We start from the raw sequence: 23,903 nt of genomic DNA, 5'->3' as shown, positions 1-23,903 counted from the left end.
CGCCATGGATTCGCTCATCCACCTGATGCATGGTTTCGGCACCGCGCTGGACCCGATGAACCTGATGTTCGCGGCCATCGGCGTCCTGCTGGGCACTGCCGTCGGCGTGCTGCCGGGGATCGGCCCGGCCCTGACGGTCGCCCTGCTGCTGCCGATCACCTTCAAGCTGGACCCGGGCGGCTCGCTCATCATGTTCGCGGGCATCTATTACGGCGGCATGTATGGCGGCTCGACCACCGCGATCCTGCTGAACACGCCCGGCGAAAGCGCCTCGGTCGTCACGGCGCTCGAGGGCAACCAGATGGCCCGGCGCGGTCGCGGCGGCCCGGCGCTGGCGACCGCCGCAATCGGCTCTTTCGTCGCGGCGCTGATCGCCACGGCGGGGCTCGCGTTCTTTGCGCCGATCCTGGTTAAGGTGGCGGTGAAGTTCGGGCCTTGGGACTATTTCGGGCTGATGCTGATCGCCTTCGTCACCGTCTCGGCCACCTTCGGCTCGTCGCCCCTGCGCGGATTGACCAGCCTGGGCATCGGCTTGTGGCTGGGGCTGATCGGTATCGACCAGTTGACCGGGCAGACGCGGCTGGCCTTCGGCGTGCCGAACCTGCTGGACGGGATCGAGGTCACGACGCTGGCCGTGGGCCTGTTCGCCCTGGGGGAATGCCTGTTCGTCGCCTCGCGCCACCTGTTCAACGACGAAAAGCCCATGGCGATCAAGGGCTCGATCTGGATGTCGCGCGAGGATTGGCGGCGGTCGTGGAAGCCCTGGCTGCGCGGCACGGCGGTCGGCTTCCCCATCGGCGCCCTGCCAGCCGGCGGCGCCGAGATCCCGACCTTCCTCAGCTACACGATGGAGCGGAAGCTGGCGGAAAAGCCCGAGGAATTCGGCCAGGGCGCCATCGAGGGCGTGGCCGGCCCCGAGGCGGCCAACAACGCCTCGGCCGCGGGAACGCTGGTGCCGCTCTTGACGCTGGGCCTTCCGACCTCGGCCACGGCGGCAGTCATGCTGGCCGGGTTCCAGCAATACAACCTGCAACCCGGCCCGCTGCTTTTCGTGCAGCATCCGGCGCTGGTCTGGGGCCTCGTCGCCTCACTCTTCATAGCCAATATCATGCTGCTGGTGCTGAACCTGCCGCTGGTCGGGCTTTGGGTGCGGCTGCTGAAGATCCCGCTGCCCTGGCTTTACGCCGGCATCCTGGTCTTTGCCTGCATGGGCACCATCGCCGCCAATCCTTCGGTGGTCGAGCTGATGCTGCTGGTCGGTTTCGGCCTGCTGGGCTTCGTCATGCGGCGATACGACTATCCGGTCGCGCCGGTGGTGGTGGGCCTGATCCTGGGCCCGCTCGCCGACAGCCAGCTACGCCGCGCGCTGCAGATGAGCCTGGGCGACCCAATGATCCTGCTGCAGCATCCCGGCTCGGCCACGATGATCGCCATTGCCACGCTGGCGCTGGTCGCCCCCTTCCTCTTCAAGGGCCTGGCCCGGTTCCGGCAGGACGAGGATTGATCGCAGACAAGGCGCGGCCGCAGGGCCGCGCCTCTTGCATGACGGTATCCCGCCCCTGATATTGCGGGCAATCCGAAGGAGAGCCCATGGCGCGCGTCAGCCTGTCCCCCCAGATCATCGCCCGGATCGTCGATCACGCGCGGGCGCAGAACATGCAGGCCGGCCAGCACCTGCCGGCCCAGCTTCTGGCCGACAGCTTCAAGGTCTCGCGCCAGCCCATCGTCAGCGCGCTGAAGAAGCTGGAGCAGATGGGCATCGTCCAGTCCGAGCCGAACCGCGGCTATTTCCTGGCCTGCAATGCCGATGAAATCCCCGAGATGGACACGGATGCGGCCGCCGATGACGCGCTTTACGACCGCATCGCCGCCGATTGCCTGGCCCGCCGGCTGCCCGACCGGCTCAGCGAGAACGAGCTGATGCGGCTTTACGGCGTGGCGCGCGGGCGGCTGCTGCGCGTGTTGCACCAGATCGCCGACGAGGGCTGGATCGAGCGACTGCCCGGCAACGGCTGGGAATTCCGCGAGATCCTGACCTCGCGCAAGGCCTATTCCGATGCCTACCAGTTCCGCGCCGCCATCGAGATGCAGGCGCTGCTGCTGCCGAGCTTCCGCATCGACCAAGCGGCCTTTGCCGATGCCCGCCGCCACCAGCAGGAACTGCTGGCGAGCTATGAAAGCGAAAGCCGGCAAAAGGTGTTCGGCACCAATATCGAGTTCCACGAGATGCTGATGACCTGCGCCAGCAACGAATTCTTCCTGGACGCGGTGCGGCGGGTGAACCGGGTGCGCCGGCTGATGGAATATTCGATCACCCACGACCGCTCGCGCCTGCCGCAGCAATGCCGCGAGCATCTGCAGATCCTCGACCTGATCGAACAGCGCGACATGCAGGCCGCCGCGACCTTCCTTTACAGCCATATCCGCGAGGCCGGGAACATCAAGGCGGCGTTGTTTGAGTAATTGCATTTCATAATTAGATAATGCTATCCCTCTCTCATCAGCAGGGAGGAAGCGCATGCCGTTCGCCAGCACGATTCGGGGCCAGAAGATCATCGACCTGCCCGCCGCCGCGGGTGCCGACCTGATCCGCCTGCCGCATATCCATCGCCTGCTGCTGGAAAACGTGCTGCGCAATGCGCCCGACCCGCAGGCCGCCCGTGCCGCGATCCTCGCCTGGCTGGAAACCGGCCGCTCGGAGGCCGAGATCCCCTTCCTGCCCGGCCGCGTGCTGATGCACGACACCACATGCGGCCCGGCGCTGGTCGATATCGCCGCCATGCGCTCGGCCCTGGCCGAGGCCGGGCATGACCCGCAGCTTCTGAACCCGGTGCTGCCGGTCGATGTCTCGACCGATCATTCGCTGGCGGTGGACGCCTATGCCGCGCCCGGCGCCATGGCCCGCAACATCCAGAACGAATACCGCCGCAATGCCGAGCGTTACCGCTTCATGAAATGGGCCACGAACAGTCTGTCGAATTTCCGCGTCCACCCGCCGGGAACCGGCATCATGCACACGCTGAACCTGGAACGGCTGGCGACGGTGGTGACGGAACGCGACGGCTGGATCATGCCCGACACGCTGATCGGCACCGACAGCCATACGCCGATGATCAACGGCATCGGCGTGCTGGCCTGGGGCGTCGGCGGAATCGAGGCGGAAAGCGTGATGTTCGGCATGCCGGTGATGCTGCGCGTGCCCGAAGTGGTGGGCGTGCGCCTGACCGGGCGGCTGCGCGAGGGCGTGACCGCGACCGACCTGGCCCTGACCGTGACCGAAACCCTGCGCCGCATCGACCTGGCCGACCGTTTCGTCGAGTTCTTCGGACCCGGCGTCTCGGCGCTCTCGGCCGGGGATCGCGCGGTCGTCGCCAACATGACGCCGGAATTCGGCGGCAATTCCGGCTTCTTCCCGGTCGATCAGGCGACCATCGCCTATCTGCACCAGACCGGCCGCACGCCCGCACATTGCGCGCTGGTCGAGGAATACTGCCGCCGCCAGAGCCTGTGGTTCGATCCAAGCCAGAGCCCGGTCTTTACCGAAGTGGTCGCGTTGGACCTGGGCGCGGTCGAGGTCAGCGTCGCCGGTCCGCGCCGGCCGCAGGACCGCATCCCGGCCTCGGCCACCGCCCAGGCCACGGCGGCGATGCGCGGCCATGCGCCCCTCCCCGCCCCGCCGGGCCAGGCCCCGGACGGCGCCGTCGCCATCGCCGCCATCACCAGTTGCACCAATACCAGCGACCCGCGCCTGCTGGTCGCCGCGGGCCTGGTCGCGCGCAAGGCCCGCGGCCTGGGGCTGCGCCCGCCCGCCCATGTCAAGACCTCGCTGGCGCCGGGATCGCCCACCGCGCAACGCTATCTGGAGCGCGCGGGCCTGCTGGAGGATCTGGAGGCCGTCGGTTTCGGCATCGTCGGCTATGGCTGCACCACCTGCATCGGCAATTCCGGTCCGCTACCCGATACGGCCGTCGAGGCGCAGGCCGCGGGACGGCTGCAGGTCGCGGTCCTGTCGGGCAATCGCAACTTTCCCGGCCGGGTGCATCCGCAGCTGGAGGCAGGCTTTCTAGCCTCGCCGCCGCTGGTCGTCGCCTTCGCCCTGGCCGGAGACATCGAACGCGACATCCTGCACGACGAGATCGCGCCGGGCGTGGGGCTGGCCGATCTCTGGCCCTCGGGGGCCGAGATCGACGCGGCTCTGGCCCGTGCGCAGGATGCCGACGACTATGCCGCCGCCTATGACCAGGCCGAGGCGAGCGGGCTCTGGCGCGACCTCGACGCCCCGGACGCGCCGCTGTTTCCCTGGGATCCGGCCTCGACCTATATCCGCCGGCCGCCCTTCGCGGGTTTCGCCGGCACGCGGCCGCGACAGATCGTGGCAGCGCCGATCCTGGTGCTGGGCGACGACATCACCACCGACCACATCTCGCCCGCCGGCGCCATCCCGGCCGACAGCGAGGCCGGCCGCTACCTGATCGAGCGCAGCGAAAGGCCCGACGACCTCAACGTCTTCTCCTCGCGGCGCGGCAATTGGCAGGCGATGCTGCGCGGGCTCTTCACCAACAAATCGGTGCGCAACCTGCTGGCCGAGGACATCCCGCCCGGCAGCACCATCCTGCCCGACGGGCGGATCCTGCCGCTCTGGCGCGCGGCCGAGCATTACCGCGAGAGCTCCACCCCGGTCGTCATCGTCGCGGGCAAGCGTTACGGCATGGGCTCGTCGCGCGACTGGGCGGCCAAGGGGGCGGCGCTTCTGGGCACGCGGGCGGTGCTGGCGACAAGCTTCGAGCGCATCCACCGCTCGAACCTGATCGGCATGGGCATCCTGCCGCTGCGCCTACCCGCGGGAATATCGCCGCAGTCCCTGGCGCTGACGGTCTCGGACCGGATCGGGATCACGCTCGATCCGTCGCGGCTGCAACCGCGCGCGCCTGTCGCGGTGGCGATCCATCGTGCCTCGGGCACGGTCGAGGAATTCGACGCCACCGCCGCCATCGAGACCAGCATTGAGGTCGAGACGCTGGCCAAGGACGGTTTGATGCCGCTGATCCTCGACCGCGCGGCTCGGGCCGAGGCGGCTAACTGATCCAACGAAGGGATCCGGTGGTGCGGAGAAGCGCACCATCGCCAGCCACCGCCGATACGCACCCGTCCAGCCCTTCTTGCCGGGATAGATCCGGCCGTGTCGCAACAGGAAGCCCTGAAGGTGCTGGCGCGCCTTGCCCGCTACCTGCATCGCCGTCGAACGTGCCCGCACCAGATCGCGCATCGCCTCATGCGCGGCATCCGGCACCCAGACCGCCGCCAACTCATCGGCCCGGTGGAGCTTGGCCAGCATCACGGCATCGCGGCGATCGGTCTTCACCCGTTCACCCGCCTTCATCGAGATCAGGGACGGCGCCACCACGATGCAATCGTGCCCCAGCTCGACGAGCTGACGATAGAGGCCATAGCCGCAGGGACCCGCCTCATAGCAGAAATGCAGCCGCTCCCCGCGGGCCGCCAGCTTCTCAGCCAGTTTGCGGACCTGATCAGCACGATGCAGCACCGTCCCCCAGTGGCGGAGCCTCTCAAAAATGCGCTGAGGCCATGCTCGGTCATGGGGTCGCTGTCCGCTCAACCACTCTGCAGCTGGTGCTGCGGCTACTTACATCCTCTTTCTCAACCATCCCCCGATCGACCAGATCCGCAATGTCGCGAAATACGGTATCGTGAAAGCAGGGACAGCGTATCCGCGCCACGGATCGGGCTCACGCCGAGTGTTGCGGTTGTAGCTGGTTCAATTCCTCCCTTATCGCGACGATGACACGATCTCGCACCAGATTTACGCGCTGGAGCGCCCGAGACTGTGCATGGGTCAGCAGCCAGAGTTCGGACTCCGAGCGGAACAAATCGGGCATTCCCGGCGCAAAGCCGGCAGGGACGGCGATGAAGTCGGGCAGCACCGCCCAGCCGGCGCCTTGTCGGACTGCCTCGGCCTGGGCGGCAAAGGATGTAAGGCGCAGTGATGGGCGAACCCCAGGACAATGGCTCGCGAGCCAATTGGCCATGGCCAGATAGGTCAGGTCCTCGGTCCAGCCTATGACCTGGTGCCGATGCAGATCCTCCGGCACATCCGGGTAGCCGTTTCGCCGGACATAGTCCTCCGAAGCATAGAGCCCGAAACGGATCACGGCCAGCCGCCCCTACGAGCAGGGCATCGCCGCCGGAGGGTTCATTCAGGCAAGGACTGCTTCGGATTGATCGCGCAAAGGCGCCTGCGGAAGACAGCGGGACCGCGTCTACTTTCGCCGTCGCAGGATTACCGAGGTTCCATGCCGACGGTTCCAGACGTCCAGCGACATCACGGCGTACGCGGGTAAGGCGGGGTCGATAGGCGCCCCCTGCCCGCACGCTGGTGAACCAGCAGCGAGCCCAGCCCCGAGATCGCGATCAGCACCAGCCCCGCCAGTGATACGAGATCGGGCCAATCGCCGAAGACGACAATCCCGAGTGCCGTGGCCGAAATCAGCTGGCTGTAGACCAGGGGCGCGATCAGACTGGCCTCGGCCTTCCTGCTGGCCATCACCAGCAGGAAGTTGCCCAGGGCCGAGCCGACGGCGCTGACCAGAAGAAGCGCAAGCAGGAGCATGTCCGGCACGGGAAAATCGGATTGCAGGCCGAAGGGCGTCAGGACCACGGCTCCGATCAGCAGTTGCGAGATCAGCAGGAAGCGCGGCCGGAAGGCTCCCGCCAGGGTGCGGGTCATGACCAGATAGGCGCCGTAGAATGTTCCCGCCGCCAGGGCGAAAGCCATGCCGGCGGAGCTGCCGAAACCGGGTTTCACCACAAGCATCACGCCGGCGAAGCCAAGTCCCAGCAGGAGACTTCTCTGCGCCGATGGCCGCTCGCCCAGAAACAGGATCGCCAGGACATAGGACACGACCGGGCCGACGAAGAAGGCTCCGAAGACATTGGCGATCGGTTCCGTCTTCAGGGCCGTCAGGATGCAGCAGATCCCGCAAACGATGAATCCCGCCCTCAGCAGAACGCGCCAGTCCAGCAAGGCCGGCAGTTCCTGCCGGGTCAATCCGCTGAACGGAAGCAGCATCAGCGCGGCCAGGAGGAACCGCGACCATGCCACGATAAAGGGATCCACCCCGCCGCCGGTCAGCAGTTTGCCCGCCGTATCTCCGATGACCACGCAGGTCACCGCGATGAAGACTGTCGCGATCAGTCGTAGCAAATCCGGCGTATTGGTCATGATCGTTCTCGGGAAGCGGAATTGAGGCGGGCATCTGGTTCGGGGCAGACCTTGCGACGTTGCGCGAAGGATTGGAAGGCCACCGTCCCGACAGTCCCGACAGCTACTTCCGCCGTCGCCGCCGCAGCAGGCGGCGATAACCGCCCCCGATCATGGCGCGGGCATCCCTGACGAAGCCCATGACCGCGTCACGCAGCGCGGAAGTCTTCCAGGCCTCTGCGCGGACCCGGTCTGCGCCGTAGATCGCGCCGGCGATCTCGCGATAGCTCGCCCCGCTCAAAGGTCGGTGCGAACACTCGCATTGACCGGGCGGTCGCCTCGGTCGAGCCGTACTCCACTTGGAATGAAGGGGCCGTTCATCAGCGTCAGCGTTCACTTGTTACGCTCGCTCGCGCTGTCTGGGGCCTTCCGGAGCAGGCTGCTTCAATCGGTTGATAGCCGCAGCGCGGCGATTTTGATAGCGTAGCCGAGCTCACTTGCGGAGATTAGAAATGTCAATCTCCGCAGGTGATGCGGAGATTGGCTACATGGCGTGCCTTGCCTACGTGTTCATCCTTGTTTATCTTGAAGACAAGCAGATGGAGGCCACCATGTCCCAGACCACGACCATGACAGTCCGCATCAGCGGCGCACTGAGCGAGTTCGTGGCGTCGAACGTCGGAGAGAACGGGGCCTACGAGAACATCAGCGAATACGTCCGCGACCTGATCCGACGCGACAAGGAGCGGGCAGAGCGGGAGGCGTTTGATCGCCTGAAGGCTGAGCTGACACGCGCCTTCGCTGCTCCGGAGGAGAGCTATCGCCCGTTGACGGCGGCCGAGGTCATCGCCCGGAACCGGGGCTGACCACGTGGCCATTCGCGTCCAGGAGGCCGCATCGCTGCGGCTTGACGAGATTTACAGATACACGCGCGACCGGTGGGGCGCCGAGCAGGCGGATCGGTACATCACCGACCTCTTCGCGGCGTTCGACCAGATCGAACGCCATGGCGTTGTTTCACGCCCCATCCCGGCCGAGTTTGGGGTCGAAGGCTTCTACTTCCGGCACGCGCATCATTTCGTGTACTGGCGGCGTCTGTCGAACGGGGACGTCGGCATCGTGACGATCCTGCACGAGCGAATGCACCAGATGGACAGGTTTCGGGATGATGTTCCGAAGTGACGGATGGCTCCGGCGACGATTATCCGCCCCGTCGAAGGGGGCTCGCAAAACGTTGACCAGGTGTTGACAAGAAATCCAAACGACTAAAGCCGAGCGTTATGCTCGGCTTTGAAGTCTTTGATCTTACGTGTATTTTTTGTTGCGGGGGCGCGCAACCGCCGCAACCTACCTGAGCTTCGATGCGCTGTGTGATTTAGTCGTAGTGAATCCGGCTGTTGTTTCTCACCCAGCACTGAGCCGGCTCAGTGCTGGGTGAGAACCCGCTCGAACTCTTCTGTATTCTCGCTTGGCATCGGCGCCGCTTCAGGTTCACCTGCAAACCACTGGATCAAACAGCTAACAGGATCGAATCCGAACCGTGTCGGCGGCCGCCATCACCGGCATGCAGAATGCAGCCCGAAATGGCTGGCGGCCATGGCCGAGGCGCTCGACGACGAGTTCAGCGGCTTACCCGGTGGACAGCGCTGATCGCGCCATTCCCGGAAAGCTCGCCCCCTTCGTGGACCGTCACCGTGCCGGACACCTGCCCGTCCACGCTCAACTTCCCGTGGACCGAGACATCGCCGGCAAGCTGGCCGGTGACGTGCATTTCGGCGCCGCTGGCCACTTCCGTCAGGCCGGAATAATCATTGTCGCCCGCAATGGTCAGTTTACCTCCGGCAAGCACCAGCCCGCCGCCGAGATTTTTGCCATTGTCATCATAGTCGGTAATCGAACCGCCTATCGTCCCTGTTGCTGCCGTCACGACCAGGCGCCTGGAGCCAAGAACAATGTCACCACCACCCGAAATATCGCGAATAACGGCGTCACCGAAGGATTTATCCACACCCCATTGCGTCATGTAAGCGCCCTTCTGGTCGATAAATAAATTTCCTTCGTTGAAAACATGCGCAGATTTCTCGATACTGCCAAGCCCGGCCAGATGCAGATAACCATCTTTGGCAATGCGTGTTGCTCCGGTATAGGTGTTGATGGCGGTCATGCGCACATTCGAATCTTTTTCGATCGTGAAATCACCCTGCCCGGACAGATTGCCGGCCAGGCCAACCCATCCAACGCTGCCGACATCCCCGTTGACAACACCGAGATGTGGAATATTCACACCGGCGTCAGTTGAAAAATCGCTGGCAGTGACGAAATAAGGCGTAAAGGCGGTTATGCGGTTTTCCAGATCGAACATCATCGAGTTCGACTGAAAAAAAGGCAACCCGATGGTCAGAGAATTCCCGCTGCCCTCATCGGACAACCGGCTGATATCAACATCGTCATATTCCAGATCGTTCAGCTTATCGTCAAAGCCATAGAACTTGATATCAACGGTATCATCGCCATATTTTTCAAGTCGATAACCTTTAGACCGGAATTTCGCCAGCATCCCATCGGAATCAACATAAATGAATTCAGGTGTTCCTGTATCAAAGAGAATGGGCCCACGGAAGTCAATGGCCCGCTTCTTTTTCCCAACCGGAACAGATATTGTATAGCGGTAGTTCCCGTCATGCACATTCGAAGCGTTTGCGCCGGAACCGGGGAACTGCCGCATGGAAAATTCATAGTCCAGCTTTCCCCACGGCATCAGCGCCGTGAATTGCGCACGTATCTGCGGGGTGAGATGCAGGGAAAGACAGGGCGCACAACCCGGCGTCTTACTATCCCCCATATTCGCATTGGCGGCTATGACATAGCCAGTTTTTGTCTGACTGGCGGGGGCCGAAATATAGGTTTTGTCGTCTGTAAAATTTCCCGCGCCGAATGTGCCGTAAAATGGTGGGTGATCGCTTGGCTGATCATGTATTATGCGGTCACGCACCTCCATATCGGCGTAATACGCGACCCCGTCACTGTGCCCGATCGGCGTGGCCGATACCTTGTGATTTTTGTAACCGTCGCTACCCTGACTGTAGACCCAGTCGATGATACGCCCGGCAACATGTTTGCCGGGTATGACCGCCACGGGTTTATCCGGCGCGTCCGGATCATAGTAGGCAATGCTTCCGAACTGGATTTCCTGCATCCAATAGCCATAAGAGCCGTCACCATAGGCATACAGATCGGGCTTGTGCCCCGCCAGCGGCTGCACATCGGACATGGCCTCGTCAAACTGCCCGACAAACAAATCAGAGCCGGTATCAAACTGATAAAGCCGCGGATGCGCGTCATTAACTCCGACCATTATGCCAAGTGAATTGAAATCCGTTGCGTCGTCATCCGACGGCACATGCTTCAGCGGAATCCCGATGGGCTGAACCGGATCAGCGCCGGCTGAAAAGGAAAAGGTCATCAGAGCCAGACCGGATACGGCGCAGACCAGAACCGACCGGCCCCGAAGAATTACGCAGCCTTCAGTCCGGGTGCTCCGTATAAGCGCCCCTAGTGCCATTCCCACACCGTTCCATTGTTGCGTGAAATATGCCCCGGGCATGCCGTCTCCTTTAATCGCTTGATGTATTCACCCCGCACCGCGACGACTGCCGCGATACGCCGCCACTCATGGCGACGGCGTATACGCAGGTTTCGTCAATAGCCGAGCGGCGCGTAGCTGCAATCCGGATGCCGCGCACCATCCGAACAGAGCGGCCAGTTATTGGGATCATCGGGATCGTCCACCAGAAGGCCGACACCATGACCGCCGGTATATCCATCAGACCCGGAATCGTCGCAGGCCGCCAAAGGGCCAATTGCAAGCAGCAGAACAAGAAGCCAGTTGCGCATAATATTATTGTCTCCTGTTATTACTATTGAAGGAACTGTCGGTTGCCTCGGTGCATGTTCCGCCCCGTTTCATCTCTGCCTGCCGGAGTCATGGCTTGACCTCGGTTTCCGGGTTTTCCGTGATCAGGCCGCAACGCAGATACACCGGCCCGGACCTCAAGCTGGAAACGGCACCGTCGATGAAATCGCAGGCCAAAATATTGTCATCATGGCTTTTGCGCGAGGAAAAGAGATTGACGTTCACCATCGGCCCGCCACTGATCAGCCGCAGTCGATCGGCGCTGACCGTTTTACCGGTCACATGAACCGTCCGCGCACCGTCTGGAAGATTGATATCCTCGGCTCCCAGATCTACCATCCCCATTGCGTTGGTGTGTTTCTCATCACCGGGATGGGGTTCGCCATAATAAGTGGCCGACAACGAGATCCCCTCATGGGTGGACTTGAGCGCGGCTTCGGCTTTGGACGACAGGCTGATGGCGACATCAAATCCCAGCGCGTGTTTTTCCGTCGCAAAAACCGGCAGGGCGGACAGACCGGCCAGCAAAGCGGCCAGAGGGAGGGGGTACAGCCCCCCTCTGATAGTTATGTAACCAGATGCCATTGCTTTCTCCTTGGTATTCAGACACGGCGTCAGAACTGCATGCCGAGAGTGGCGCCCAGCCGATGCTCGCGCGCATCCGTGGCAAGCTGGCCCTGATAGTCCAGCCTCAGATTGGTATTGCGGCCAAGTTCCATATCGACCCCCATATCCAGCACCGCCGCATTGCGGGCAATCGGCGCCGCCGCCACGTTGAAGCCCGTGCCCCCTGCAAAGGCCATCGCCAGCTCCGGGCGCGCGTCGCCAAAGGCGTGACGCCAGCCGATGCCGCTACTGACGGTCAGTTTGTGGGTCGCCGCCTCGATGGTCGTGGCCGCGCGCACCCCGATTGTGGCGAAGGTCGTGTCCATCTTGCCTTCCGCACCGGCAAGCGCCGTTTCACCGCCGTTTTCGGCGAAACTGTCGGTGCGCATCCAGACATGGGCAAGCCCGGCATAGGGTTCCAGCGCCATCGTGCCATGGTCGAGCCGGTGGCCGACCTCGGCAAAGGCCTGCCAGACATGCCCGTTATATTTGGACGACAGCCTTTCGTTGATCGTGCCAAGGCTGGTGCTGCGGTTCGCCTTCAGCCGAAGCGTCGAATAGACAAGCCCGCTGCGCAGCGCGGTCTGCCCCCATTGCGTGCCGGCATAGACCCCGAGGTGGATACCCCGGCCCGAACCCGACGAGGCACGGCCGTCCAACCCATAGGAGCTGTCGCTCATCGCCAGAACGCCACCCAGACGCCAGTTTTGAACCGGCGCGTCATAGCCCAAAACCACACCGTTGGTCCGGCTGTCACGACGTGCCGCATTGCCGTCGCCATCGGCCTCACCCCGGCCGCCGAAGGCGTGGCCCCAATAGACCGGGCCGTCGGTGGTCGCCTCGGCAGAGACAGGCCCATATGCGGTCAGGGCCTGCACGCCCCCTTTGTATGCGCCAACCGTGCCAAAGGCGGCCCGCAAGCGCCCGTTCACCGCATCGCGCAGGAAGTGGCTTTCCTCGGCCACTGCCCCCAGCATCGCGGTATGGATTTCACCCGAGAGCGAATCAAAGGCCGCAGGCAGATCCGAAGCCTCGGCAGCGGTCATATAGGCAACCTCGTCATGCAACTCATTGCCGCTGCCAAGCGCCTCCAGCTCGTTGGCGACGGCAATCTGGTTGGCGCTGTGCGCAACCTCGGCAAAGACGATATCGGACCGTTCAACCCCCAGCGCGACGCCGGAAGAAGTCTTGTCCAGCGCGAAGGACAGGAAAGGCGCATCGGTGACCAGATCGCCGGTCAGGCTGCCATAGTTGCCGACAAGGCCACCCGCAGCGGTAACCAGCGCATATTCGCGCCCCACCGCCAGCCGACCGGTCGTAACGCGGTCCAGCGTGATGCTTGCCCCGTCTTCGATCACGGCCCGCCCCCCGACAGCGATAGCGGGCTGGATGCCGTTCTCGACCGGCGCGAAGACAAGCGTAGAGCCGGCCTTCTGGGTAAATTCGCTTCCGACCGTCAGGGGCGTCTTGCCATTGGTGGCCACCGTGCCGCCGCCCAGGACCGTCAGCGCGCTATAGCTGCCGGAACCGCCGGTCATACCGCCATCCTGCACGATGGTATCACCCGCGACATCGCCATCGTTGACGAAGCCACCGGAAACCAGCACGTCGCTTGCAAGGCTTCCTGTCGAGGTCAGGACCAGCCCAGCACCGGCGTCGACCTTGGTCGCGCCGAAATAGACATTCGCACCCGACAGCGTCTGCACACCGCCCTGAACCGTCAGGCCGCCTTTAAGGTGCCTCCCCTCGCTGTCGACAGAACTGATAGTCCCGCTGAACGTGTCCTGTGCCGCAGTCAGCACTAGATCGCTATCATAGATAAAGACCGAACCCGACCCGGCCAGATTGCGGATCTTCGCATCATTATAGGCATCCGACACCCCCCAGAACGCGATTTCGTTGCCCTTGTTTTCAAGATCAAGCGCGCCATCCACGATCACCCGCGACGAGTTTTCGATACTGCCCATGCCGACCAGTTCAATCGTGCCGCGGTCCCGCATGCACTGCAAATGATCGATAGCACCGTGGTCCGCGCCCATCATCAGGCAGCGGGCGCTAAAGGGGGACTCCGCGACAGGGTTTTGGCCGTTCGCGTGGTGGCTTCACGACCAAGATCCACCTCCTCGTCAACGCAGCAGGGCTGCCTATGAGGACGGAGATCACCGCGGGGCAAACCTCCGACTATCTCGGCTTCGATCTGGTCATGGCCGACAATCTGCCGACACCAAGTGTTCTGCTGGCCGACCGAGGCTATGATGCTGACAGCATTCGGAAATCCATGGGAAAACGCGATGTCTTGCCCGTCATCCCCATGCGCAAATCACGAAAAAAACGCATTGCCGTCGACCGGTCCTTGTATCGTCTTCGAAACCTTGTCGAACGGTGCTTCAACAAGCTTAAGAACGCCCGCCGCGTTGCCACCCGTTACGACAAGACTGCGGAGAGCTTCCTGGGCTTCATCGATATCACGCCGATACGCCTTTGGGTCCGCCATTTGTCAACATGACCTAAAACTCAGATGTTCCGCAGCAGCAATTGCATAACGCAAGGCGCGAAGATCGAAAGGTAGTCCGGGACCGGGCCACTTCTGCGAACCAGCCCCGGAGGATATCTCATCATCGATTTCCGAAACCATACTCGGCCCACACTATCATCACGTATCCCTTGATAGTAATATAATTATTTTGGCCGCATCTCTTGAAATTAAATTCATGACAAACAATTCATGCGTCATGCCGCACACTCAGCGCCACACCCTTGAGTTTTTTACCAAAAATTCACATTAAAATAACCGACAGACTTACACTTGATTTGAAATTTCACGCTCGATTGAAACTCCAATTCCGAGAACATCCCGATCCGAACCAACCGGCCCGTCAATTTCAATTCCAACCGGCAAACCACTCTGCGTCCATCCAACAGGAATACTCAATCCCGGCAATCCAGCGTTAGCACCCGGATCAGTATTTCGAACAAGCGTATCAAAAATCTCCCGATCTTCACCGTTTATCTTTACTTTTCCGAACGCGCTTTCGATGTCGATATATGTTGCTGGAATTGGAACCGTTGGAAAAATCAAAGCCGCGAGGCCATTTTTTTGAAACGCTCCATCATAAATCCGGCACAGCTCAGGACGATAATTTTGAATTGCATCACGATAATTTTTGTCAGAGCTTTCCGAGGTTACAACCTCAAAAGCGGCTCGCACATCAGGGTTCACAATCTGACGAAAAATATCCATGATAGAGATGTCTGATCGGCCATTTGCAGCGAGCCAAACGGGAATATCTTCGCGCGGCTCATGCAGCACAACCGGCGCGGATACCTGCCGCCATACATCACGGAGCCTAGGCAGGCTAACAGAAACCAGCTCAGCCCCCGCCTTCGCGAGCTTGCCACATAGCTCACGGCAGACACGTTCAACATCAGGATCAAGGTCGATCCAGAAACAATCGGGGACGCCCAAGCGCACGCCTTTGAGCGATTTGGCAGTGACCGGATCAGTTCCAGTTATTACAGCGTCCAGAAGCGCCAAATCTTCGACAGACACCGCCATCGGGCCGGGCGTATCGTTGGTGTGACTGATTGGCAGAACCCCCTGCGAGGAATATCTGCGTTCAGTGCCTCCCGCGCCGACCGATGGCCGAAGGCCCGCGATACCGCAAAGCGCGGCAGGTATGCGAACAGAACCAGAGGTATCTGTTCCAAGCCCGGCAGAGACAATACCCGCCGCAATAGCGGCAGCTGTACCACCCGAGGAACCCCCGCTAATCCGGGCCGGATCATGCGGATTTCGGACCGCCGGTATAGGGGTAAAGTTGGTATTCGTGACTCCGAAAGCCAGTTCGTGCAGATTGGTTTTACCTAGCAGAACTGCCTGAGACTGAAGCAGCTTCTGCAAAACCGGCGCCGTCGCCTTTGCACGCAGCTGGGCCAATGCGGGTGTGGCACCGCTAGTGACCCATCCTTCGACATCGATGTTATCCTTCACACCGATCGGAAGTCCCGCCAGTATTGGCATCTGCGCCCCCTCTGTTCTCGCCCTATCGACGGCTCGGGCTTGTTGCAGCGCCAGGTCAGGCTCAACGGTCAAAAAGGCATTGAGATGACCTAAATCTCCGGCCCGCCGGATCGCGCGGGTCATCATGGCCTCTGCAGTCGTCTCACCGCTGCGCAGCTGGCGGAGCTGCTCTGTCATGGTCACGGGCTTCAGCGCTGACATGATTTCTCTCCTTCGGTCCCAGATGACTTTGCAAGACGTGTCGAGATGTCGTGGAACAGGCCGGTCAGGCCCCTGGGCATCAACACGACACAGGCAACGAGGATCAGCCCCATGCCGATATCGCGGAAGTCCCCAAGTTCGCGCATAGCCTCATCCGCCAGCATCAGCACGGCCGCGCCAATCACCGGCCCCCAGACCGTGCCTATTCCGCCCACGATGATCATCGATAGCAAAAAGAGCAGGTGCTGGAAGGAAAACACCACCGGGCCGACCACGCCCGTATTGACCGCATAGAAGGCACCGGCAAGGCCGGTAAAGAAGGCCGAGAGACCGAAGATCCAGAGTTGATAGCGCAAGCGGTCAACGCCCCGGGCAGCGGCATAGACCGGGTTGTCGCGCAAGGCCCGGAAGGCGAGCCCCATAGGACTGTGGATGATCATGATCGAGAAGAGGATCGCGGCGCTCAGCAACAAAAGCCCAACATAGTAGTTGCCGACATAGAAGCCCGCGCCCAGCCAGTCGCGAAACCCCAGATCGCCAAAGCGGGAAAAGCCGCGCACCCCGCCCATCAGCGGCATACAGCCCGCCGGCGGATTGGTAAAACAATCGGTATCATTCACGATCAGCACATAGAGGACCTGCGAAACGCAGATCGTCAGCAGCGCGACATAGGGGCCGTAGAGCCTCAGGCAGGCGATGCCGAGGATGATACTCGCGACCACTGCCACAACCGCGCCTGCAGGCATTGCCAGCAGCATAGATGTACCGAGGTAATAGCCAAGCATCGCGGTCACATAGGCGCCGATGGCAAAGATCGCGACCTGGGCCAGCGAGAAGATCCCGCCGATCCCGAAGACCAGATTCCACTGCACCACCACCGTGGCCCAAATAAAGAAAAAGGTGGTCTGGGTTATCGAGTAACGCATCCCAGAAATCATAGGCCAGAAAAGCGCAACACAGGCGAAGAGGCCGCAAAGAAGAAGATCACGACGCATGGCAGTCATAGACGAACCCCCTGTTGGCGCCCGAACACGCCCTGAGGCTTCCAGATCAGCACCACGATGACGAGAAGAAGCAAAAGCGCAAAGCTGAAGCGAACCCCGATTGTATATTGCACCACTGCCTCGAAGAGACCGATGAACAGGGCAGCGATCACACTGCCAGGCACCCTGCCAAGCCCGGCGACCACGCAGATGATGAAGGCTTTCAGCATCGGATCACCCCCCATATTCGGCAGGAGGCTGGACAGCGATGACACGGTGATTCCGGAAATCGCGGCAAGCCCGCCGGAAATTCCCAGCACCAGCGCATAGACCACACCAATCCGCACCCCCATCAGCCGCGCGGCATCACGGTTCTGCGCTGTGGCGCGGATCGCCCTGCCGATCCGGCTCTTTTGCAAAAGCAGCGCCAGCGCGGCCATCAGCAGCATCGACAGCACAAGGATCAGCAGATTTTGGATCGGCAGATGCACCCCTGCGAGGGAGAACCCGCCCTGCACCGCTAACGGTTGCGGCTTTGGCTGCGGCCCGAAGGCCATCAGGATTACGCTCTCCAGCATGGCGCCAAACCCGATGGTCGCGATGAAGATGCGGGTCTCGAACCCCTCGGACTGCAGCATGGGCTTTGCGATCAGCAGATAGATCAGCACCCCCACCGCCGCACAGACCAGCACCGCCGCGAGCATTCCGGCAACCGGCGGCAGGCCGAAACCGGTCACCATGAACCAGGCCATATAGCCGCCCAGAGCCATAAGCGCGCCATGGCTCATATTCAGCATATTCATCGCGCCGAAGACCAGCGCCAGCCCAACCGTGGAAATCGCATAGACCGCGCCCAGCGTCAGGCCCGAGGCGAGAATCTGTAAAAGAACATCCATCGCTCATACCCCCAGATAGGTTTCAAGAAGCTCGGATCGGCCCGAAAGCTCAGCGCCGGTGCCGCTCCAGGCGAGAGTGCCATGGTCCAGCAGATGCACCTGATCGGCGATGACAGCGGCCCGCATGGCGTTTTCCTCGACGAGGAGAATGCTGCGCCCGGCGCGGCGCAGACCCGCGATGACTTCGTAAATCTGCTCAATGACGATGGGGGCCAGCCCCAGCGAGGGCTCATCCAGCATCAGCACCCGCCCCGAGGCCATCAGCCCGCGCCCGATGCCAACCATCCGCCGCTCGCCGCCCGACAAAGTGCGCGCAATCTGGCTCTGACGGTCGCGCAATTTCGGAAGGAGGGTGAAGACCTCCTCCAGCACGGATTTTTCCTGCCTGGCGGCCGCAGGTAGAAAGGCGCCCATGCGCAGGTTTTCCAGAACCGTCATATCGGGAAAGAGCAAATCGCCCTGTGGCACATGGACAATCCCGCGCGCGACGATGGTTTCGGCGCCCAACCCGGAAATCCGTTCCGCCCCGAGGCGGATTTCACCGGACTTCGGCCGGATCAGCCCGGAAATCGCTCTTAAGAGCGTGGTCTTGCCATGGCCATTGGGCCCGATAAGGGCGGTCAGCCGGCCCGCCTCTGCCCGCAAGCTCAGATCCTGGAGGACAGACTGATGGCCATAGCCGGCGGTCAGATGCGAGATCACAAGTTCATCCGGCATGGCGCGCCTCCGTCCGGTCTGCGGCGAGGCGCGCGACATCCTTGCCGGCGCTCTGGCCAAGATAGACCTCGACCACATCCGGGTCGCGGGAAATACCCGCCGCATCGCCCTCGTAAAGCTTCCTGCCATGGTGCAGGATCATCACACGGGTGGACAGCTGCACCAGAAAGCGCATGACATGTTCGATCAGAACGACCGTCACCCCATCCGCCGCCACCTGGCCCACGACATCGGCCACCTGGTCGATCTCGCGCTGTGTCAGCCCGCCGACGGGTTCATCCAACAAGAGGAGTTTCGGTGACATCGCCAGCGCTCCGGCGATCATCAGCAGCTTGCGGTCGATCACCGGAAGCTTGGCCGCCGCGCGATCCGCGCTTGCCTCGAGGCCCACGCGGCACAGCGCATCCTGCACCTGGTCGCTGACCTCTGAGGGCACCCGAAAGCCGGGGATCCGGCGCGGGGCCCTGCCGTAATAGGCCGCGACCAGCACGTTCTCGCGCACGCTCAGACTGTCGAAACCGGTATTTAGCTGAAACACCCGGGCCAGTCCGGCATGGCAGCGCCCGACAGGCGACAGCCCGGTGATATCGCGGCCCTCAAGCGCAATCGTGCCGGATGTGACAGCGGTCTGCCCGGAGATCATCTCGAAAAGCGTGGTTTTTCCTGCCCCATTCGGCCCCCCGATGCCAAGGACCTCACCGGCGGCAAGGTCGAAGCTCAACTCGCTGACAGCAGCCAGCGAGCCAAACTTCTTCGTGACATTCCGGCAGGACAGGAGAGGTGTTTCCCTGACCTGAAACATTCTCACCCCCTGATCCAGGGCGGCGTGATGAAACCGGCCTTTGCATAGGGCCAAGGGGCGATCAGGACCGGCTCTGCAGTATGGTCCTGGATCTGCAGGAACTGATGTGGCATCCCAAGCGAAGGATCATCCGTGCCGCCCGGATAAGAGGCCGCAGCCTGCTCGCCGGGCATGAAACGTGTCGTGCCGTTCGGGCCACGGTGAATCATCGCCCGGATGCGTTCGGCCACTTTGCGGTTCTGCTCCTCCTCCCCCGGGGCACCGGAGCCACCGGCGAGTGCCGCCGCAGCCGCCCAGATCCAAGCCGCATTATAGGACTGGACCCCGGAATTATGCCCCGCGTCATCGCCAAAACGCGCCTTGTAGCGGGCTTCGAAATCAAGGCCGATCTCGTCCTGCAGCGCGCCGATCACGGTCGAGAAGACTACCCCTGCGGCGGCCGGTCCGGCGATGTCGCGGAAGGATTTCACCGAGGGGCCATATTGCATATAGATCAGGCTCGGCGTCGGATTGGTCATGAACTGAACCATGAACTGCGCCAAATCAGCCGGGAAATAGTGCGTGACCACGATCACGCCGGGCGGGTCCTGGCGCAGCTTGGACAGCGTTGGCCCCCATTCCGAAATCGGCACATTTACAGTCTCATAGAGGCTGACCTCCCAGCCAAGCTCCGCCGCGCCCTCTCGCACCACATTGGCAATGTTCGAGGAATAGGTCCCCGCTGAAAGAATGATCGCCAGTTTGCGGTTGGCGGGCGCGAATGTTCCGCCATCGGTCAGGGAGGATAGAAACTTCAGCAGGCCCGAGCCATACCATGTTTCCGACGGATCGGTCTGGAAGGAACCGAAATAGCGCTCCGGGTCAGAGCCGATCAGCACCCCATGCCCACTGGAGGTGTCATTGTGCATATAGATGATGCCGGCATCCGCAATAGCGTCCTGCACTGCAGACCCCGATCCGGTATTATAGCCGTTGATCACGGCATGAACGCCGTAGCGGTCGATCAGGCGCTGCACGGCCTGCACATTGGTTGCGTCGCCCATCTGTTTCGTGTCTTCGAAATGCGGCTCCAGCGGGCGGCCAAGAATGCCGCCAAGCGCGTTGATCTCGTCGCAGGCCATGATCAGCCCGTTGCGGAATTCCACGCCGTCAGCGGCGGCGAAATCGGTCAGCGGCGCAGCCTGACCAATGGGGACCGGCTCGCCCGAGGCCTCTGCCCGGGCGGCATTCGCGCCCGACAAGACTGCGGCAGCCCCGGCCAGCCAGGCCGACCCTTTAAGCATGCCTCTCCGATGGATGCGATGACCCATGTTGTAACTCCCTGTTGTGTTTGGTTTTTGTTTAGATCTTGTGCCTAGGCATCGCCCAGGGGTTTGCGGCTTCAAGCTGCGCTGCGAGGTTGAAGATGAGCGCTTCGTCATTCAGCTTCGCCGTCAACTGGATGCCTATGGGAAGCCCCTCATTCGACACGGTCATCGGCAAGCTGGCAGAAGGCAGGCCGGTGACATTGGCGGGCGCAGTGAACATGAAGGAGTCGAGCACCCGGTTCCAGGCCGTTTCCCCGCCCAGGACACCCGCATCAAAATAGCCAAGCCGGGGCGGCGTGAAGGGCAGGACCGGCGAAAGCCAGATATCCTGTGTGGCAAAGAACTGCCCCATGGCCCGCGCCATTCCCTGAAAGATCACAAGATCCCGGATGTAATCTACCGCCCGGCGCGAGATCCCAAGAGCGAAGAGATGCTGGTTAAAGGGCTCAAGCTCGCGCAACAGAACTTCGGGGTCCGCGTCCCGGGCCTCCGCAATCGCGCTGAGGCCCCGGGTCACGGTCATCGGCCAGAAGGTGGAGAGCGCCGCGCGGAAGGCGGCGCCGTCGAAGGGCAACGTGACCTCCTCGACCTGATGACCAAGATCACGCAAGAGCACCGCCGCCCGCAGAGCCGCAGCTTGACATTCCGGCGCGGCGCTGGTGCCGTCCGGCGCATCGAGCGTCAGGCCGATCCGCAGCCCCTTGCGCGGTCTGGCGATGGCGGCAAGGAAGCCTTCCGGCGGCTCGGGGGCGATATAGGGGTCTCCCGGCAGGGCTCCGGCGGTGGCGTCGAGCACCGCCGCACTGTCCCGCACGGATCGCGAAACCACATGTTCCGCCGTGATGCCACCGATGGCCTCGCCAACATCCGGCCCGAGCGTGACCCGGGCCCGCGAAGGCTTCAGCCCGAAGAGACCGCAGCATGAGGCCGGGATGCGGATGGATCCGGCGCCATCATTGGCATGGGCCACCGCGACATATCCCGCCGCGACCGCCGCCGCCGAGCCACCCGAAGACCCGCCCGGCGTATGACCGGTATTCCAGGGGTTACGCGTGGGGCCGCGCCAGACCGGCTCGGTCGTGCCCATGGTGACCATTTCCGGCACATTGGTCTTGCCGAGCGTCACAAACCCCGCCTGGCGATAGCGAGCCATCAGTGCGCTGTCATGGTCGATCAAGTTGTGCTCCAGCAGCTTTGCGCTGCCGGTGGTCGGGGTTCCCGCCATATGGCAGTAAAAGTCCTTCACCAGAAAGGGCACGCCGCGAAACGGCCCCGGCGGCAGATCGGCTGATGCCATATCGAGCGCCTGATCGAAAAAGCGCTGCGTCACCGCATTGAGCACGGGCTCCCCGGCCTCGATCCTCGCAATCGCGGCGCGGGCCAGCTCTGCCGCGCTGACATCGCCCTTCGCGACGGCCGCAGCCTGCGCTGTCGCATCGAGATCAAGAATGTCACTGATCATGCCGGTCCTCCACCTGGCTCGCGGCGGTTTCAAGGGCCAGAGCATCCAGCGCCTGTCGCAGGCGGTTGAAAAGTAGCTCCAGTTCGGCTGTCGTGACGATCAGCGGCGGGCAAATGGCTATGGCGTCGCCCAGATTGCGAACAATCAGACCTTGATCCAGTGCCAGCGTGACCAGACGCGCGCCGATACCGGCTTCTGACGCGAAGGGTCGGCGCGTGGCGCGATCCGCAACCAGTTCCACTGCACCGATCAGGCCGACAGCGCGGGCCTCGCCCACAAGCGGATGCCCAGCCAGCGCGTTGATATGGTCAAGAAAGGCCGGTGCCCGCGCCCGAACCTGTGCCAGCAGATCCATTTCCTCGTAGATCTTCAGCGTCTCAAGCGCGACCGCGCTGGTGACGGGATGCCCGGCATAGGTGAAGCCGTGGCCAAGCACGCCCAGACGGCTGGCTTCGGCGCTGACCACATCGTGGATCTCCGCGGTCAGCAAGGTTGCCCCGATCGGCTGATATCCCGAAGACAGCGCCTTGGCGACGCTCATCATATCGGGCCGAAAGCCGAAGGTCTGGCAGCCGAACCATTCACCGGTGCGTCCGAAGCCACAGATCACCTCATCGCTGAGCAGCAAGATACCTTTCTCGCGCAGCAGCTCCGCCAGTTTCGGGAAATAGCCGGAAGGGGGGATTATGACGCCGCCCGCCCCCATGACCGGTTCTGCGATCATGGCCGCAATGCTGCCAGCCCCCTCGGCGGCGATGAGAGCCGCGACTTCGGCCACCAGTCGGTCGACGAAGGCCTCCTCGCTCTCGCCCGCTTCTGCGCAGGTGTAGAAATGGGGCGCCTCGGCAAAAATCACGCCCGGATCCGGCCAGGCAAAGGCACCACGCATCGAGGGCAGCCCGCTGAGCGTCGCCCCGAGAACGGTGCTGCCATGATAGGCGCGGCGGCGGCTGATGATCTTGCGCCTTTCTGGCGCACCGCGCCCGCTATGGTAGAGCCAGGCCAGCTTGATCATCGTATCGACCGCTTCCGAGCCGGAATTGGCGAACAACGCCTTGCCATCCGGCATCGGAGACAACGCCAGAAGCCGCTCCGCCAGTTCGATCACCGCCGGATTCGAGCGCCGGTTAAAAGTGTGGTAAGTACCAAGGCGGCTGATCTGATCAGCCGCCGCGCGGGCCAGACGCGGCTCATTGAAGCCAAGGGAAGCACACCAGAGGCTGGACATCCCCTCCAGATAGCTGCGCCCGCTGCTGTCAGTGACAAAAACGCCATCGCCACTTTCGAGGATCAGCGGCCCCTGCGCCACCAGCGCGGCGGGGTCGGTCTGGGGATGCAGCAGGCAGTTCAGATCGGTATGGGCCAGAGAATTGCGCATCATTCCGCCCCGGTCCGGGCCGCAATACATTCGATCTCGAGTTTCCATTCTGGCCGCCCGAGCGCCTTGACCAACACCAGAGAGGCCGCTGGAAAGGGCGCGGGGATCAGACTGTCTCGCACCGCACGGATTGCAGGGAGATCTTCAGCCTCGACAACAAAGTAGTTCATTTTGACGATGTCGCTGAAAGCAAAGCCCCGGCTTTCTAGGATAATCCTGAAATTCTCGAAGATGATGCGGGTCTGTTCTCCCGCATCACCGGGGATCGTGCCATCCGGGCGCACCCCGACCTGACCGGCCAGATGGATGGTGACGGCACTTGGCGGAATGACCACGCCATGCGCGTAATTCCCGAAAGCGGCGGCGACATCCTTACAATCAAAAAGCGTGATGGTCAT

At 62.4% G+C, this 23,903-nt stretch carries 21 protein-coding genes and 2 pseudogenes; 6 read left to right on the top strand and 17 right to left on the bottom strand.

What is annotated here, in order from left to right; translation table 11 throughout:
- Positions 1–4 precede the first annotated feature (4 nt).
- From JWJ88_RS15325 to JWJ88_RS15315, 3 genes are all read left to right on the top strand, one after another.
- A complete protein-coding gene (locus tag JWJ88_RS15325; RefSeq protein WP_011749341.1) occupies positions 5–1,504 on the top strand; it encodes a tripartite tricarboxylate transporter permease in 1,500 nt (499 codons plus the stop codon).
- An 86-nt stretch (positions 1,505–1,590) separates the two neighbouring features.
- Complete coding sequence (locus JWJ88_RS15320; RefSeq protein ID WP_024844907.1) at positions 1,591–2,463, top strand: GntR family transcriptional regulator; 873 nt, start codon at positions 1,591–1,593, stop codon at positions 2,461–2,463.
- Positions 2,464–2,518: 55 nt separating this feature from the next.
- On the top strand, positions 2,519–5,083 hold the full coding sequence (locus JWJ88_RS15315; protein ID WP_011749339.1) for an aconitate hydratase AcnA: 2,565 nt from the start codon (positions 2,519–2,521) through the stop codon (positions 5,081–5,083).
- A gap of 114 nt (positions 5,084–5,197) precedes the next feature.
- Here the strand turns inward: JWJ88_RS15315 and JWJ88_RS15310 are convergent.
- The 4 genes and pseudogenes from JWJ88_RS15310 to JWJ88_RS21845 all read right to left on the bottom strand — a co-directional run.
- Positions 5,198–5,545 (bottom strand): annotated as a pseudogene (locus JWJ88_RS15310) (IS110 family transposase); the annotation flags it as partial.
- 202 nt (positions 5,546–5,747) lie between these two features.
- Positions 5,748–6,170, bottom strand: a complete 423-nt coding sequence (locus JWJ88_RS15305) for a LysR substrate-binding domain-containing protein (protein ID WP_011749337.1) — start codon at positions 6,168–6,170, stop codon at positions 5,748–5,750.
- A 170-nt stretch (positions 6,171–6,340) separates the two neighbouring features.
- A complete protein-coding gene (locus tag JWJ88_RS15300; protein ID WP_011749336.1) occupies positions 6,341–7,240 on the bottom strand; it encodes a DMT family transporter in 900 nt (299 codons plus the stop codon).
- A gap of 103 nt (positions 7,241–7,343) precedes the next feature.
- On the bottom strand, positions 7,344–7,616 hold the full coding sequence (locus JWJ88_RS21845) for a DUF2285 domain-containing protein (RefSeq protein WP_231000905.1): 273 nt from the start codon (positions 7,614–7,616) through the stop codon (positions 7,344–7,346).
- A 214-nt stretch (positions 7,617–7,830) separates the two neighbouring features.
- Here JWJ88_RS21845 and JWJ88_RS15290 point away from each other — a divergent pair, with 214 nt between their 5' ends.
- Both JWJ88_RS15290 and JWJ88_RS15285 read left to right on the top strand, forming a co-directional pair.
- The gene (locus JWJ88_RS15290; RefSeq protein WP_024844905.1) at positions 7,831–8,085 is read left to right on the top strand and encodes a ribbon-helix-helix domain-containing protein; all 255 of its coding nucleotides are present in this window, start codon (positions 7,831–7,833) and stop codon (positions 8,083–8,085) included.
- A 4-nt stretch (positions 8,086–8,089) separates the two neighbouring features.
- Entirely contained in the window at positions 8,090–8,401 is a 312-nt protein-coding gene (locus tag JWJ88_RS15285) for a type II toxin-antitoxin system RelE/ParE family toxin (protein ID WP_011749333.1), read from the top strand.
- A gap of 439 nt (positions 8,402–8,840) precedes the next feature.
- On the opposite strand, the gene JWJ88_RS15280 is transcribed toward JWJ88_RS15285, so the two are convergent.
- From JWJ88_RS15280 to JWJ88_RS15265, 4 genes are all read right to left on the bottom strand, one after another.
- Complete coding sequence (locus JWJ88_RS15280; RefSeq protein ID WP_205296614.1) at positions 8,841–10,823, bottom strand: hypothetical protein; 1,983 nt, start codon at positions 10,821–10,823, stop codon at positions 8,841–8,843.
- Between the two features lie 95 nt (positions 10,824–10,918).
- Positions 10,919–11,113: a hypothetical protein gene (locus tag JWJ88_RS15275; protein ID WP_036764897.1), complete on the bottom strand. Its 195-nt coding sequence runs from the start codon at positions 11,111–11,113 to the stop codon at positions 10,919–10,921.
- An 88-nt stretch (positions 11,114–11,201) separates the two neighbouring features.
- Positions 11,202–11,717 (bottom strand): hypothetical protein, encoded by a 516-nt coding sequence (locus JWJ88_RS15270; RefSeq protein ID WP_155984362.1) that lies wholly within the window; start codon positions 11,715–11,717, stop codon positions 11,202–11,204.
- A gap of 29 nt (positions 11,718–11,746) precedes the next feature.
- Complete coding sequence (locus JWJ88_RS15265; RefSeq protein WP_231486821.1) at positions 11,747–13,276, bottom strand: autotransporter family protein; 1,530 nt, start codon at positions 13,274–13,276, stop codon at positions 11,747–11,749.
- 453 nt (positions 13,277–13,729) lie between these two features.
- On the opposite strand from JWJ88_RS15265, the pseudogene JWJ88_RS15260 reads away from it, so the two are divergent.
- Positions 13,730–14,244: pseudogene (locus JWJ88_RS15260) on the top strand (IS5 family transposase); the annotation flags it as partial.
- A gap of 294 nt (positions 14,245–14,538) precedes the next feature.
- Here JWJ88_RS15260 and iaaH read toward each other — a convergent pair.
- From iaaH to JWJ88_RS15215, 9 genes are all read right to left on the bottom strand, one after another.
- Entirely contained in the window at positions 14,539–15,960 is a 1,422-nt protein-coding gene (gene iaaH / locus JWJ88_RS15255) for an indoleacetamide hydrolase (RefSeq protein ID WP_011749327.1), read from the bottom strand.
- Positions 15,948–16,886, bottom strand: a complete 939-nt coding sequence (locus tag JWJ88_RS15250) for a branched-chain amino acid ABC transporter permease (RefSeq protein ID WP_240200342.1) — start codon at positions 16,884–16,886, stop codon at positions 15,948–15,950. Before JWJ88_RS15250 ends, iaaH begins: the two co-directional genes overlap by 13 nt.
- 74 nt (positions 16,887–16,960) lie before the next feature.
- Complete coding sequence (locus JWJ88_RS15245; RefSeq protein WP_011749325.1) at positions 16,961–17,839, bottom strand: branched-chain amino acid ABC transporter permease; 879 nt, start codon at positions 17,837–17,839, stop codon at positions 16,961–16,963.
- A 3-nt stretch (positions 17,840–17,842) separates the two neighbouring features.
- Entirely contained in the window at positions 17,843–18,556 is a 714-nt protein-coding gene (locus JWJ88_RS15240) for an ABC transporter ATP-binding protein (protein ID WP_011749324.1), read from the bottom strand.
- Positions 18,546–19,358 (bottom strand): ABC transporter ATP-binding protein, encoded by an 813-nt coding sequence (locus JWJ88_RS15235; RefSeq protein WP_011749323.1) that lies wholly within the window; start codon positions 19,356–19,358, stop codon positions 18,546–18,548. The genes JWJ88_RS15240 and JWJ88_RS15235 overlap by 11 nt, the downstream gene beginning before the upstream one ends.
- Positions 19,359–19,360: 2 nt before the next feature.
- Complete coding sequence (locus JWJ88_RS15230; protein WP_128493035.1) at positions 19,361–20,668, bottom strand: ABC transporter substrate-binding protein; 1,308 nt, start codon at positions 20,666–20,668, stop codon at positions 19,361–19,363.
- 31 nt (positions 20,669–20,699) lie between these two features.
- Entirely contained in the window at positions 20,700–22,127 is a 1,428-nt protein-coding gene (locus JWJ88_RS15225) for an amidase (protein ID WP_011749321.1), read from the bottom strand.
- Positions 22,117–23,508 carry an aminotransferase gene (locus JWJ88_RS15220; RefSeq protein ID WP_011749320.1) on the bottom strand — a complete coding sequence of 464 codons (1,392 nt, stop codon included), beginning with the start codon at positions 23,506–23,508 and terminating at the stop codon, positions 22,117–22,119. Before JWJ88_RS15220 ends, JWJ88_RS15225 begins: the two co-directional genes overlap by 11 nt.
- Positions 23,505–23,903 (bottom strand): RidA family protein, encoded by a 399-nt coding sequence (locus tag JWJ88_RS15215; RefSeq protein ID WP_011749319.1) that lies wholly within the window; start codon positions 23,901–23,903, stop codon positions 23,505–23,507. The genes JWJ88_RS15220 and JWJ88_RS15215 overlap by 4 nt, the downstream gene beginning before the upstream one ends.

The organism is Paracoccus methylovorus (assembly GCF_016919705.1).
GTDB lineage: Bacteria > Pseudomonadota > Alphaproteobacteria > Rhodobacterales > Rhodobacteraceae > Paracoccus > Paracoccus methylovorus.
Note: the sequence above shows the minus strand (reverse complement) of the source record. Positions and strands in the feature narration are given on the sequence as shown.